Source organism: Haloarchaeobius amylolyticus (assembly GCF_042678045.1).
GTDB lineage: Archaea > Halobacteriota > Halobacteria > Halobacteriales > Natrialbaceae > Natrinema > Natrinema amylolyticus_A.
On the sequence record NZ_JBHUDI010000005.1, the window covers coordinates 362,440 to 374,373 of the forward strand.

Genomic DNA, 11,934 nt, shown 5'->3' on the forward strand with positions numbered 1-11,934 from the left:
TATTAGACGTAGCATTCATCATACATGTCGACGGCAACGGTTCGTGGAACGATCAGGGGGATGGGACGACGAGCGAATCCGGCGTTCGCGGCGGCAGTGATACTGTTGCCACTGGCTGCACTCGGCTACGCGGTAACGATTGCGACGGTTCAACAGCACACGTACGTCCACGTGATGGCGGGGGTCCTCTGGACGGGGATCGACGTCTTCATGGGGGCTGTCCTCGGGCCGGTCATCGGTGGCCTCGATGACGAACAGAGTTCGGCGGTGTTCCAGCGGCTCACACCGAAAACGGCGTTTCTCCTGCCATCGCTTGCGTTCGTGACGATCGCCGGCGGTATCACGCTGGCCCAGCGGATCGGTATCTTCCCGCATGCCGAATCGTGGCTGGCGCTGTTCACTGCGGTGAACGTTATTCCGATCCTACTGTTGCTCGGCTGGCGACTCGAGACGTGGGGCGATCGGCGCTGGCAGGTTCCCTTCGCCCTCGCGACGGTCGGCTCGCTGGCCTGGGTCGCGCTCACGATCGACGAGTTCGCGATGACCGAGCCCACGGTCGCCGTCGCGCTCGCCATCGTCACGATCCTCTCGGTACAGGGTTTCGGATTTCTGCTGCCCGGCGAGTTGCGGATGTACCGCGAGATGCGCTCGGTCGACCCCGATCCATCGGTTATCGCCGCCATCGGCAAACAAAACGCGATGCTCGGCGGCGTGCAGGGGCTCTTCCAGTTGCTCTTGATTCTCGATATGGTCTATCTCCGGTACGGCGGCTTCCCGTTTTAGGATGTGAACGAAGAGGCGAAAGGTGGACGCGGAGAGGGGGTGCGGAAGACGAGGAGACGGGTGTGCGCTCGGTCCCGGGAACCGAGCGCATGCGACGGGCCGGAGCGACGCGCAATGCCGGTTTGGACGTGAAAAGCGTCTGTGCCGGCGTCCGTACCGAAGGCGTGCCCAACCAAAAAGTCAGCGGTCGAGCGCTCACGCTTGAGGACCGACCGACGGCGACCGCGAGTGGAGCCGTCTCCGGGCTACAGACGGCGATCCCGAAGCGCCGGGAACGCCGCGCGGACGTCCGCGACCGTGCTCGGCTCGACGGTGGCCGTCACCAGCGCCGGCCCGTCGCCGCTCGAGGCCAGCGAGACGCCCCAGGGGTCGTAGACGGTCGAACGACCCAGTAACGTGGCGTCGTCGAACGCGCCGGTCCCGTTGATCGTCGCAACGTAACACTGGTTTTCGATCGCGCGGGCCCGCGAGAGCGTCTGCCAGTGTTCGATACGGGGGTATGGCCACGCGCTTGGGACGAGGACCAGTTCGACGCCGTCGTCGACCAGCTCCCGGTAGAGTTCCGGGAATCGGAGATCGTAACAGGTCGTCACGCCGACGGTCACGCCGCCGATCGTCGCCGTCTCGAGGCGCTCGCCAGGAACGAGCAGCTCGGATTCCGCGGACTCGTAGCCGAACAGGTGGTGTTTCCGGTAGACGAGCCGGCGAGTACCGTCGGCATCGAACAGGACGGACGTGTTCGCCAACCCCTCGTCGGCGGGTGTGTCGACGGTTTCAGTTGCCGCCAGATCCTCGACGATGCTCCCCGCGAGGACGGCAATATCGTGCTCGGCCGCCGCGTCCCCCAGTCGGGTGAACGTCTCGCCGGCGATCGGTTCGGCGTGGCGCGTATAGAGATCGAACGCGAAGTAGCCCACGTTGAACAGTTCCGGCAGGGCGACCAGGTCCACACCGCGATCGGCGGCCCGTTCGACCGCCTCGAGCGCGCGATCGACGTTTGCCTCGACGGCACCGGCCTCGATCTGGAGCTGTGCGAGCGCGATCGTGAGGGCGTCGTCGGACTCCTCGCTGGCAGCGTTGGGTGTCATTGTCAGACTCTGTCTTCCCAACTACCGTTACTGTGTCGTCTGTAAGTCCCGCTCGAGTGTGCGCCGGAGGTTCTCGAGTTCCGAATCGAGGTTTCGCTTGAAGAACTTCTCGACGCCCGGAAGCTTGCCGTCGACGACGAAGTGGTTCTCGAGGCGGGACCCGGAGTCGGTGGCGACGATCTCGTGTTCACCAGTGACGTGCATCACTTTCGACTTGCCGACGAACTTGACGTACTCCGGCGGTCGTCGCGTGACGTCTTTGGTGTCGACCTTGACGGTTTTCCGAACGAGAGGGATCGGAAGCGAGACCTGCCAGGTGACGCGTCGTCCCTCTTGATCTTCGACGGTGTACGTCTCGACGACGCTGATGGCCCGCGCCCGGTTCGCCGGATCGGCGATGAACTCCCAGACGCGTTCGGGCGACGCCGCGACGTCGAACGACCGATCGACACGGACAGTCATGCCCGTACGTGTGGGGTAGACGGATAAAAATCCGTGGACCGACTGGGACCCGTCCCGTCGATGGAGTAATCGACGTCGAGGTGGTCTGCAAGCGGTGGCGAGGCGATCAGCTGATGGTGACTCGCCAGGTCGTCGAGCGGGCACGACCCCATTTCTCGATGTCGACTTCGTCCGTTTTCTCCGCAAGATGTGGCAGCCGAGCGCCGACCTGCTTCGACGAGAGTCCGATCGCATCCGCGATGTTTTTCGCTCGGAAGTATTGCTCGCCGCGGGCGGCGCTCTCGCGGAGGTACGAGATGATTCGCCGCTCTTCGTCGGAGTAGTCGTTCATCGTCCGTACACGGTACTAAGTGTTCGTTGGTCTTAACTCTTAACAGCGGAGAAGGCGGGATCTGCTGTCGTTCGGCGCGCGGTCCGGCGGTTCCAGTTCCTCGAGTCGCTTACGAGGAGAGGTGGATGCCGACGACTGCCAGCGAGCTAAAGAGAACGGCCCCGGCGAAGCCCCAGGCCGCCGTTACCTCCGGTGCACCGACGAGCATGACCAGTGCGCCGATCACTGCGAGTGCGCCCAGTGCGAGCCCCAGTCCGATACCCTTGTCCGTCGTCTCGGTTTGCGTAGCCATGCTCGGGCGTTGTGTGTGGGGTCTCTTAACTTCACTCATTGCTGAGCGGATTCCACGTCGTCCCCCCGTGAACAGCGAAATCCGCCAGCTCATACGGACTCCTGTCAGTCAGTTCCGGCGTATCCGCGACCCGTCCTGCAGATATGCCGGTAAATCGTGACAGCAGACCGTATCAACCAGGCCACGACGAGGAGCAGGTCACTTGATCGTGGTGTGTTCGGACTCCTCGTTGAGCGCGAGGTTCGCCGCGATTTCGGCGTTTCGCATCGCGTACTGGGCGGTCTGCTGGAGACTGACGAGCACTTCGCGGACGCGAAGCAGATCTTCGTTTGACATCTCTGGGAGTTCGGCGAGGATTTCCTGTTCCCGATTGGCGATCTCGTGGAACAGTGTCCGGACCTCGTTGGATTTGTTGTAATCACGTTCGACGGCGGCTTCGACGGCTCGAGACGTGATTTCGTCGACCATGTCGTTCAGCTCGCGGATCTCACGCATCACGGAACTGTCGACGTTCAACGTGTGACCCTCGGTCTCCATGACGATCTCGCCGATATCCTCGGCGTTGTCGGCGGTCAACTCGAGGTTCTTCGCGATCGACCGGTAGCCGATCAGCGGGAAGCCACTATTTAAGCCGACCGCTCGCGCGAGGTTCGGGTTCTGGTAGGCCGTAAAGATCAGACGCAACAGGAGAACGAAGATCTTGTTGGCCTGTCGTTCCCGATTCAGGGCGCGCTGAGCCAGATCGGGGTTCCCGTGGGCCAGCGCCTTGATCGACTCGCCGCGCATCGTCTGGCCCGTTCGCTCGAGGCGCTCCAGGAGGTTGTCGAGCGTGAAGTCTTCGGGGTCGACCGAACAGCGGATCGAAATGCTCTCGGGGGTCTCCTCGATGACGCCCAGCCCCATGAGCTGTGTTTCGGCCTGATAGACCGCGTTGATGTGATCCGACTCGAGCGCGCCGTCTTCGCGCTCGATGCGGATGATACGCCGCCCGAGAACGTACTGGGCGACGATCGCCCGTTCGACGGCGGCGGCGTCTAGGTTGTCGGTGTGGATGATCGCTTCCGTCTCCTCCGTGCTTGCGGACTCGGGCATCACGGTCAGGGTACCCTTGCCGCTGGTCCGCAACGACACCTCGTCGCCCTTCTCGACGCCGTGTTCGGACGCCCACTCCGCAGGAAGGGTCATCGCGAGTGTCGACGGGCCGAGTCGTTGCACTTTCCGCGTTTCCATATTCTACCGTAGGGATGACTCGACCTTAATCTTGACTATATGGTCATTATCTCGAGTGCGATCGTTATATGGTTGAGGTTGATGGCAGTTACGACGAAGCCCTTAAATAATTTGGTCGATCTGGCGTGTGGTGTTCGGAGCGACTGCTCGAGACGCCGTCGACTGTGGGTGTGCGATCGGTGTGTGATACGTGTCCGCCGGCAGACTCAGACGGCCTCCTGTCAGTGGGTGCCTGCCGGCTGCGACCCCATTCAGTACAGCGTGATAGCAGGCCGTATCAGGAGACGGGCACCATTCGCGTGGTAAACCGCCCTGTCCGTACCTGGAGCCAGCCCCGGAGTTGCTCGTCGAGTTCCTCGTCGTCGGTGTCGACGTGCAGCGAGTCGATCCCGTCCAATTTCTCGTCCGAGGCGACGACGGCGATCTCGTCGGCCTGCCGTATCACCGGCGGCGAGATCTGGTGGTTCCCCCGTCCGAAGAGAAAGCCCTGTCCGCCGATGGGTGAGACGACGATCGTGACCGGATCCGCGAGGACAGCGAGAATATCCGATTCCGCGGCGTCGCGGGCCAGGACCTCGCTGTGCTGACCGGTTGATTCTGCGTCGTCTTCGCCGGCCCGCCAGACGTCGACGCCAAGCGGCGAGGGATCGATGCCCAGTTCCGCCTCGATCGCCCCCACGGTGCTACCGGGGCCGAAGACGTAGGTCCGGCCGGGTTCGATTTCCCGGGCGAATCCCGTCGCCAGCGAATCGACGCTGCCGCTCGAGACTTGCTTGCCCGACTGCAGGTCCGGCGCGACGGGAACCGGCACGATCGCCTGCAGTTCCGTCCGAACCTCTCCCTCGCGGTAGGCGTCTTCGTCGATGTCGTTGACCTCGCGGGGTTCGACACGGTCGAACTCGGCGGCGATCCGGCCGGCGTCGGCCGGCGTCACGCCGAAGACCGACGAGTAGATCTTGACGCCAGCCGGGACACCGAGCATCGGCGTCTCGGCCGCGTCTCGAGGTGTCGTTGCGGTTCCCTCCGCGGTGGTTGCGTCTTCGAGCACGTCGGCGACATCGACGGCAGTGCCGTCGCCGCCGACGAACAGGACCAGTTCGACGTCGTGCTCGAGCAACGCGCGGACGGCCCGTCGCGTATCGGCTGCCGTCGTTTCGGCGTCCGCAGGATCACCTGGCCGTGCCGGATCGGCCGATTCGTCCTCGCGAACCGTTGCTGGATCGTAGACGACCGTCGGTTCGTAGCCGGCGTCTCGGGCCGCTCGTTCGCCCATCACGCCGGCGGCGGTGTAGACGGTGAGATCAGGTGCCCGCCGGTGGAGCGATCGCAACGCCTCGCGTGCCCGCTCCGGCGCTCGCGGCTCGGCACCGCGACGACGCGCCTCCTCGAGTTTTCCGTCGGTCCCCTTCAGCCCGACCCGGCCACCCATCCCGGCGATCGGGTTGACGACGATCCCGATGGATTCCATACCCGAGCGTCGCACGCCAGCCGGAAAGCGGTATCGTGTCGCCGACTGGGGATCTCACCGTCGCTGGGGCCAGCGAGCAGGCGGCGACGCACCGAGTGACGCGCACGATTTCTGAAGGATTAAGAGGGATGCGGACCGATCGCAGATCATGAATACACTGATCGACGCCGCTGTTCTCGCGACGGAAACGGAACTCCCGATGGACCTCGTCGGCTGGGGCGCGCTCGTGTTGGGCCTGCTCGTCGCAGTCGCCTGGACGCTCTACCTCTACCGCTGATACGGACCGCTGTACGTCATTTCCGATAAAATCGCGATCCCTCTGCGGTTTTGCGGGTGAATCGTTACAGCAGACGGTGGGGAACCGGGCTACGGTGATTCGACCCGTTCACGGAGCCACGCGGCCGCGTCGGCGACGGTCGTTTCGTCGGTTCCTTTGAGTTCGATCCGGACCGAGTCACCCGGATAGCTCCCGACGGAGACGTCGAAGCGGTCTCGCAGTTCGGCGATTCGATCGAGGAGCGCGCTTTCGGGTTCGTCGGCGACGACCGCCTCGCGGTAGGTCGGCGTCCCGGCGAACTCGTCCGCGATCGTCTCGAACATCGCCTTCATCTCTGCGGGCACGCCAGGGAGCACGTAGACGCCCTCGAGTGCGGCACCAGGGGCGACGCCCGCGTCGTTGTGAAGTGCCCGCGCACCGGCCGGCAGCGCGGCCGTCCCTGCCACGAGATCGTCACGGCTGTAGCCGTCCGCCTCGAGCCAGGCGAGGGCATCCTCGTGTTCTTCGAGGTCACGCCCGAGTGCGGCAGCGACGCTTTCCATCGTGAGATCGTCGTGGGTCGGACCCAGCCCGCCCGTAACGATGACGGCGTCGTACTCGGCGCGGTACTCGTTGACGACGCGAGCGATGTCGGCGACGCGATCCGGAACCGTCGTGACGCGTTCGACGTCGACGCCGCGATCATCGAGTTGCTTGCAGAGCCACGTAGCGTTCGTATCCGTCGTTCGTCCGGCGAGCAGTTCGTCTCCGACCGTCACGACCGCGACGTTCATACTGGGCCGTTTGCACCCGCCGTTCAAATGCGTCTCGCTCACATCAGTTCGACTGCTGATATTACCGTCCCGTGATGACTTTCGATAAAGTGGTAGTAACCACAAGATTCAATTTTGATAATTGGTAACGGAGAGAGTATGTCTCGGAGCCAAACAAAACAAACTGAGGGGGATTCAGCTGCGGTACTCTCCGCGTTGGGGAGTAAATACAGCGTTGAAATACTCTGTGCAGCGGGGACACCGAAGTCGGCGCAGGCACTCAGCGAAGATATCGAGATCCCGATCGCGACCTGCTATCGTCGGATCGAGGAACTCGTTGATGCTGGATTGTTGATCTGTGAGGGACGGCGACTGTCTGACGAAGGGCGACGAACGAACATCTACCGTCGAACGCTAGACGAGATCGAGATCGATTTCTCGGACGAGACGCCCGAATTTTCGCGAAAACGACGTACTGAAGCGAAAAACAGGCTACAAGACCAGCTCGAGCGCTGATACTGCCGAACACGGTCGTCCCGTCGGCACCCACGCGAGCACGTCCGATGGTGACGACCGCTCGTGTGCGATCACGGCTTTTCGGGCGTGTGGCACTTACCGCCAACAGCAACGCCGATCAGAGTGCTTCGTTCGCCGGTCAGCTGCGGCTTAGACCGTCGATTCTCGGTCAGTGCCACGAACCTGCGGTCGGCTTACAGAGGGACCGAAACACACTGGCAATCGTCTCAGACGCGAGGACCCCTCGGCAGCAAGCGGTCATCCTTAAGTATTCTCGAAAGAATACCGGAGTATGATGGATCCTTCCGAGACTCGCGACGCGACGGGGCCCGCCACGACGGACGACGTTGTCGGACACCGTCGCGTCCTCCACGTCGGTCGCGATCGGCCGATCAGAATCAGTACTGGACACCGGATTCGACACCACGACGGCAAGTGTTCGCGGCCGCACGGCCACAACTACGAAATCTCGGTCGCCGTCGCGGGCCACCTGACCGAAGAGGGATGGATCGCCGACAAAGGTGCTATTACCGACGTCATCGACGAGTGGGATCACATGTTCCTGCTCGAGGCTGGCGATCCCCTCATCGAGGCCTTCGAAGCGGCCGGCGACGACGACGCGGTCGTCGTCTTAGAGCACCCGCCAACGGCCGAGGTGATGAGCGTCGTCTTGGAACGGAAGCTCGCGGCGGCGCTGCCCGAAACGGTGACCGACGTCGCGGTACAGGTCAACGAGACGAACGAACTCTGCGGAGGGAGCACGCTCTGAGATGCCGGTATCAGACTCCGTCGACCGCGACTCCGGACGTGAGACCATCGGCGAGCGCGGCGACGAGCCGGCCGAGGGCCTGCCGATCAACGAGTTGTTCTACTCGTTGCAGGGCGAGGGCACGCTCGCCGGCGTTCCGTCCGTGTTCGTCCGCACGAGCGGCTGTAACCTCCGGTGTTGGTTCTGCGACTCCTATCACACCTCCTGGGAACCGACCCACGCCTGGCAGTCCCTCGAGGAGATCCTCGCCGAGATCGAGGCCTACGACGCCGATCACGTCGTCCTCACCGGCGGCGAACCCCTGCTTCACGACGATAGCGTCGCCTTGCTCGAGGCGCTCGCTGACCGTGGCTACCACACTACTGTCGAGACCAACGGGACGATTTACCGGGACGCGCCGATCGACCTCGCCTCGATCAGCCCGAAACTCGCGAGCAGTACGCCGACGCCCGAACGCGATCCGCAAGGCGAGGGTGAGTGGGAAGAACGCCACGAGGCAGACCGAATCGACCTCGACGTACTCGCCCGGCTCGTCGCTGACTACGACTGTCAGCTCAAGTTCGTCGTGACCGACGCCGACGACATGCCGGAGATCCTCGAGTTGCTCGCGGACCTGCGAGCGACCGCCGAGAGTCCGATCCGAGACGACGACGTGCTCCTGATGCCCGAGGGGGCGACTCGCGAGCGACTCGCCGAAACGCGCAGCAGGGTCGCCGACCTCGCGATGGAGTACGGCTTCCGGTACACGCCGCGGCTCCACGTCGATCTCTGGAACGACGCGCCCGAAACATAATTTATCCGTTATTCGACCTCACGATGACTGACACCCCCAGCGACTCCGCAACCGACGAATCGACCACTGACCGCGCCGTCGTCCTCCTCTCTGGCGGAATGGACAGCGCCACTGCCGCCTACGAGGCTCGCGAGCGGGGCTACGAGATCTTCGCCCTCCACACCTCCTACGGCCAGCGCACCGAGGATCGCGAACTCGAGTGTGCCCGCCGGCTCGCTGACGAGCTCGACGCGGCCGACTTCCTGCGGATCGAGACCGGACACCTCGCGGCGATCGGGGCCTCGAGTCTCACCGACGACGAGCTCGCCGTCGAAGACGCCGACTTAGAGAGCGACGAGATTCCCTCGTCGTACGTTCCCTTCCGGAACGCGAACCTGCTGGCGATGGCGGTCTCCTACGCGGAGGCCAACGATTGCGACGCGGTGTTCATGGGTGCCCACAGCGAGGACTTCTCGGGGTATCCCGACTGCCGGCCCGAGTTCTTCGAGGCCTTCGAACGGGTTGTCGATGTCGGCACGAAACCCGAGACCGAGATCGCGATCGAAGTGCCGTTCGTCGAGGCCTCGAAGACCGACATCGCCGCACGCGGCGTCGAACTCGACGTTCCGTACGAACACACCTGGAGTTGTTACCGGGAGAACGAACCCGCCTGCGGGACCTGCGACGCCTGTGCGTTCCGGCTCCAGGCGTTCCAGAATATCGGCGTTCGCGATCCGATCGAGTACGCCGAACGGCCGGCGTACGGCGACGCGTAGTGCTCGCGGATACCGGTCGAAAAACGGTAGCGGTGGTCCGTTACCGGGTGCCCCTAAAAGGCCACGCGAAACGGTGCTCAGATCCTCGTTCGTGCTTGGTCCCTCTCCGTTCCTCGAGGACGCGTGGCCAGTATCATCGGTGCTTGACACACGAGACAGCCTGCCGATCACCGGACTTGCTATCGCCCAGCGACAGGCCCCACTCCACGCTCCGCTGCGATAAGAACTATGCTTGGTAGTCCCACGTATTTATGTTCTGCGCCGGGGATCACCACGCCGCCTCGAGCACGCGCTCGATCTCCGCGACGGTCGGATCCAGTCCCGGCGGCGCGTTCGCCATGAAGCTGTCCGCCAGGATCGCCTCCGCGACGGCAGTGAACGCGTCGGGTTCGGGACCGTCGACGTCGCGCAGCCGTGTCGGGAGCTCGAGCGCGTCCCGGACCTCGGTGACCGCCTCGACGACTGCAGCGGCCTGGTCCGCGGCGTCGCCGACGCCGAGTGCGTCGGCGAGCAACCCCACGCGAGCGTCGACATCCGGCTGCTCGAATAGATACTCGAGGACGTGGGGGACGACGACGGCGTGGGCGGCCCCTTGCTGGACGTCGTCCGTTCGCGTCAGCCCGTGGCCGAAGGCGTGAACGATCGAGAGCGTCGTCTCGCCGGGGCGCGAGATGCCGTACTGGACGAGGACGGTTCCCTCGAGGATCGTCTCGAACGTGTCGAGATCGCGATTTCCGTTGCCGAACGCCTCGAGCCCGTCGACGAGTTTTTCGAGACCGTGGCGGGCAGTCGCGTCGGTCACCGGCGTCGCGTTGTTCGCGTAGAGCGTCTCGATCCCTTTGTCGAAACCGTTCATCGCCGACCCCGCGAGCACCGAGTCGGGTGTGGTCGCGATCAGTTCAGGATCGTAGAACACGGCTGCTGGCATCAATCTCGGATCGCCGACGCCACCGCCGACCTCCTCGTCGACCGGCAACGTTGCGGGCGCGGCGGTGATGCCGGCGCCCGTCGAGAGATCGGCGCCGGCCAGGGTTGTCGGGATCGCCACGATCGGGACCAATCCGTCAGCGGGGACGGCGATCGTTCTTGTTTCGGCGAACGCGGCGGCGACGTCATCGACCGATCGGTCGCTCGCCGCGAGGGTACTGACGACTTTCGCGACGTCGAGACTGCTGCCGCCGCCGAGGCTGACGATGACGTCGGCGTCGACCTCCCGCAGCCGCTCGCGACCCTCGAGTGCCGTCGCCAGCCGCTTTTTTGGCGTCGTCTCGTCGAAGACACCCGCCAATCGATCCCCCAGGCCTGTCCTGACCGGATCGATCACTGCCGGTGTGCTGCCGACGGTCGAGCCACAGACGAGCAGCGCACGCTCGAGCCCCCGTCGCTCGAGGTCGGCTGCGAGGTCGTCGACACAGCCTGCGCCGAAGCTGATCGTCGCGGGATCGTAGTCGAATCGGAACGCGGGGTCGCGATCGCTCGAGTCGGATGGCATGCACGCTCGTACGCGCCGATCGGTGTTAAAGTCGCGAGCAGCGGCGACGCTCTCGGTTGGCTGAAAAACGGCTGGCCGCTACCCGTCGTCTTCGTATTCGCGAAGCACCGTCGACACGGTATTCGACACGTTCTCGAGCGCGACGGCGTTCGTCTTCCGGAGCTCTCCCTGCTGGCGGGCCGCCTCGAGGTGGCGAAGCGCCGCACGAAGGTGCTCGCGGGTCTCGGTGTCGGTCGTGTCGTTCATGATGAGTCGAGGGTGCGGTCGTAACCGACACGAGCGGTTAAACTCGTCGGTGGTGGTTACTCGAGTGCGTCGCGAACTGCTGCCTTGCGTTCGGCGAAGGTCGCGTCGTCGAGGACGGGTGTGGCCGCTTCAGGGTCAATCTGGACCGCCTCAGCCAAGTCGATCCAGGCCCGACAGCCCCGGTAGCTGCCGCGTTCCTCGATCAGCCGCGGTGACTCGAGCGTCGAGACACGGAGCAACAGCACCCGGAGCTCGTCGTCCGGATCGAACTTGTCACGCAGCCCGTCGGGCGTGTAGACGTAGTGGCGGGCCAGCGTTGCGAGATCGTCGCTCGAGACGGTGTACTCCTCGCGGACGTCGGCGATCGCGCGGATCGGCACGCCAGCGTCGGGTTTGGCACTCGCTCGGTGGTAATAGTCCTCGTAGCTGGCCTGATAGCGGGCCGGCTTCTGGTGGCTGTAGGCCGGGTAGAGGACGAACGGTTCGTCGATTTCGCCGGGATCGAGCGTCGGGTGGCGGACGAGGACGGTCTGTGCGCCGTCGATCAGCGCGTTGACGACGCCGGCGCGTTCTTTCAGCGCGGGCATCGGGTCCGTCGTGGATTCGATGGAACGCATTCGTTCTGGCCGATGCAAACGATAGACAAGTATCCTGCCGATTGGCACTGACTGTCGGCGAGC

Annotated in this window: 16 protein-coding genes; 6 read left to right on the top strand and 10 right to left on the bottom strand. The window is 64.1% G+C overall.

What is annotated here, in order from left to right; genetic code table 11:
- The first annotated feature begins 60 nt into the window (after positions 1–60).
- A complete protein-coding gene (locus tag ACFR99_RS10580) occupies positions 61–783 on the top strand; it encodes a hypothetical protein (RefSeq protein ID WP_390287368.1) in 723 nt (240 codons plus the stop codon).
- A 245-nt stretch (positions 784–1,028) separates the two neighbouring features.
- Here the strand turns inward: ACFR99_RS10580 and ACFR99_RS10585 are convergent, their stop codons facing one another.
- The 6 genes from ACFR99_RS10585 to ACFR99_RS10610 all read right to left on the bottom strand — a co-directional run bounded on the left by ACFR99_RS10585 (position 1,029) and on the right by ACFR99_RS10610 (position 5,654).
- Entirely contained in the window at positions 1,029–1,871 is an 843-nt protein-coding gene (locus ACFR99_RS10585) for a carbon-nitrogen family hydrolase (protein ID WP_390287075.1), read from the bottom strand.
- Between the two features lie 27 nt (positions 1,872–1,898).
- Positions 1,899–2,333 (bottom strand): SRPBCC family protein, encoded by a 435-nt coding sequence (locus tag ACFR99_RS10590; protein WP_390287077.1) that lies wholly within the window; start codon positions 2,331–2,333, stop codon positions 1,899–1,901.
- Between the two features lie 106 nt (positions 2,334–2,439).
- Entirely contained in the window at positions 2,440–2,664 is a 225-nt protein-coding gene (locus tag ACFR99_RS10595; protein ID WP_092928986.1) for a DUF7123 family protein, read from the bottom strand.
- Between the two features lie 109 nt (positions 2,665–2,773).
- Positions 2,774–2,956: a DUF7525 family protein gene (locus ACFR99_RS10600; RefSeq protein ID WP_390287079.1), complete on the bottom strand. Its 183-nt coding sequence runs from the start codon at positions 2,954–2,956 to the stop codon at positions 2,774–2,776.
- 198 nt (positions 2,957–3,154) lie between these two features.
- On the bottom strand, positions 3,155–4,186 hold the full coding sequence (locus tag ACFR99_RS10605; protein WP_390287081.1) for a PhoU domain-containing protein: 1,032 nt from the start codon (positions 4,184–4,186) through the stop codon (positions 3,155–3,157).
- Positions 4,187–4,463: 277 nt separating this feature from the next.
- A complete protein-coding gene (locus ACFR99_RS10610; protein WP_390287083.1) occupies positions 4,464–5,654 on the bottom strand; it encodes an ATP-NAD kinase family protein in 1,191 nt (396 codons plus the stop codon).
- A 148-nt stretch (positions 5,655–5,802) separates the two neighbouring features.
- Here ACFR99_RS10610 and ACFR99_RS10615 point away from each other — a divergent pair, with 148 nt between their 5' ends.
- A complete protein-coding gene (locus ACFR99_RS10615; RefSeq protein WP_390287085.1) occupies positions 5,803–5,931 on the top strand; it encodes a hypothetical protein in 129 nt (42 codons plus the stop codon).
- Between the two features lie 89 nt (positions 5,932–6,020).
- On the opposite strand, the gene ACFR99_RS10620 is transcribed toward ACFR99_RS10615, so the two are convergent.
- Positions 6,021–6,704 (bottom strand): competence/damage-inducible protein A, encoded by a 684-nt coding sequence (locus tag ACFR99_RS10620; protein ID WP_390287087.1) that lies wholly within the window; start codon positions 6,702–6,704, stop codon positions 6,021–6,023.
- A 138-nt stretch (positions 6,705–6,842) separates the two neighbouring features.
- On the opposite strand from ACFR99_RS10620, the gene ACFR99_RS10625 reads away from it, so the two are divergent.
- The 4 genes from ACFR99_RS10625 to queC all read left to right on the top strand — a co-directional run bounded on the left by ACFR99_RS10625 (position 6,843) and on the right by queC (position 9,516).
- A complete protein-coding gene (locus ACFR99_RS10625; RefSeq protein WP_390287089.1) occupies positions 6,843–7,199 on the top strand; it encodes a helix-turn-helix domain-containing protein in 357 nt (118 codons plus the stop codon).
- A 292-nt stretch (positions 7,200–7,491) separates the two neighbouring features.
- Positions 7,492–7,968, top strand: a complete 477-nt coding sequence (locus ACFR99_RS10630; protein WP_390287091.1) for a 6-pyruvoyl trahydropterin synthase family protein — start codon at positions 7,492–7,494, stop codon at positions 7,966–7,968.
- A gap of 1 nt (position 7,969) precedes the next feature.
- Positions 7,970–8,761 (top strand): 7-carboxy-7-deazaguanine synthase QueE, encoded by a 792-nt coding sequence (locus ACFR99_RS10635; RefSeq protein WP_390287093.1) that lies wholly within the window; start codon positions 7,970–7,972, stop codon positions 8,759–8,761.
- Between the two features lie 23 nt (positions 8,762–8,784).
- Positions 8,785–9,516: a 7-cyano-7-deazaguanine synthase QueC gene (gene queC, locus ACFR99_RS10640; RefSeq protein WP_390287095.1), complete on the top strand. Its 732-nt coding sequence runs from the start codon at positions 8,785–8,787 to the stop codon at positions 9,514–9,516.
- A gap of 268 nt (positions 9,517–9,784) precedes the next feature.
- On the opposite strand, the gene ACFR99_RS10645 is transcribed toward queC, so the two are convergent.
- The 3 genes from ACFR99_RS10645 to ACFR99_RS10655 all read right to left on the bottom strand — a co-directional run bounded on the left by ACFR99_RS10645 (position 9,785) and on the right by ACFR99_RS10655 (position 11,871).
- A complete protein-coding gene (locus tag ACFR99_RS10645) occupies positions 9,785–11,008 on the bottom strand; it encodes an iron-containing alcohol dehydrogenase family protein (protein WP_390287097.1) in 1,224 nt (407 codons plus the stop codon).
- Between the two features lie 78 nt (positions 11,009–11,086).
- On the bottom strand, positions 11,087–11,254 hold the full coding sequence (locus ACFR99_RS10650; protein WP_390287099.1) for a hypothetical protein: 168 nt from the start codon (positions 11,252–11,254) through the stop codon (positions 11,087–11,089).
- Between the two features lie 56 nt (positions 11,255–11,310).
- Positions 11,311–11,871 carry a DUF1802 family protein gene (locus ACFR99_RS10655; protein WP_390287101.1) on the bottom strand — a complete coding sequence of 187 codons (561 nt, stop codon included), beginning with the start codon at positions 11,869–11,871 and terminating at the stop codon, positions 11,311–11,313.
- Positions 11,872–11,934 lie beyond the last annotated feature (63 nt).

Bases quoted from the DNA above. Each gene is read 5' to 3' on its own strand.
- ACFR99_RS10585 (WP_390287075.1), bottom strand. From the start codon at position 1,871: ATGACACCCAACGCTGCCAGCGAGGAGTCCGACGACGCCCTCACGATC.
- ACFR99_RS10635 (WP_390287093.1), top strand. From the start codon at position 7,970: ATGCCGGTATCAGACTCCGTCGACCGCGACTCCGGACGTGAGACCATC.
- ACFR99_RS10610 (WP_390287083.1), bottom strand. From the start codon at position 5,654: ATGGAATCCATCGGGATCGTCGTCAACCCGATCGCCGGGATGGGTGGC.
- queC (WP_390287095.1), top strand. From the start codon at position 8,785: ATGACTGACACCCCCAGCGACTCCGCAACCGACGAATCGACCACTGAC.
- ACFR99_RS10625 (WP_390287089.1), top strand. From the start codon at position 6,843: ATGTCTCGGAGCCAAACAAAACAAACTGAGGGGGATTCAGCTGCGGTA.
- ACFR99_RS10605 (WP_390287081.1), bottom strand. From the start codon at position 4,186: ATGGAAACGCGGAAAGTGCAACGACTCGGCCCGTCGACACTCGCGATG.
- ACFR99_RS10655 (WP_390287101.1), bottom strand. From the start codon at position 11,871: ATGCGTTCCATCGAATCCACGACGGACCCGATGCCCGCGCTGAAAGAA.
- ACFR99_RS10650 (WP_390287099.1), bottom strand. From the start codon at position 11,254: ATGAACGACACGACCGACACCGAGACCCGCGAGCACCTTCGTGCGGCG.
- ACFR99_RS10580 (WP_390287368.1), top strand. From the start codon at position 61: ATGGGACGACGAGCGAATCCGGCGTTCGCGGCGGCAGTGATACTGTTG.
- ACFR99_RS10645 (WP_390287097.1), bottom strand. From the start codon at position 11,008: ATGCCATCCGACTCGAGCGATCGCGACCCCGCGTTCCGATTCGACTAC.
- ACFR99_RS10595 (WP_092928986.1), bottom strand. From the start codon at position 2,664: ATGAACGACTACTCCGACGAAGAGCGGCGAATCATCTCGTACCTCCGC.
- ACFR99_RS10590 (WP_390287077.1), bottom strand. From the start codon at position 2,333: ATGACTGTCCGTGTCGATCGGTCGTTCGACGTCGCGGCGTCGCCCGAA.
- ACFR99_RS10615 (WP_390287085.1), top strand. From the start codon at position 5,803: ATGAATACACTGATCGACGCCGCTGTTCTCGCGACGGAAACGGAACTC.
- ACFR99_RS10600 (WP_390287079.1), bottom strand. From the start codon at position 2,956: ATGGCTACGCAAACCGAGACGACGGACAAGGGTATCGGACTGGGGCTC.
- ACFR99_RS10620 (WP_390287087.1), bottom strand. From the start codon at position 6,704: ATGAACGTCGCGGTCGTGACGGTCGGAGACGAACTGCTCGCCGGACGA.
- ACFR99_RS10630 (WP_390287091.1), top strand. From the start codon at position 7,492: ATGATGGATCCTTCCGAGACTCGCGACGCGACGGGGCCCGCCACGACG.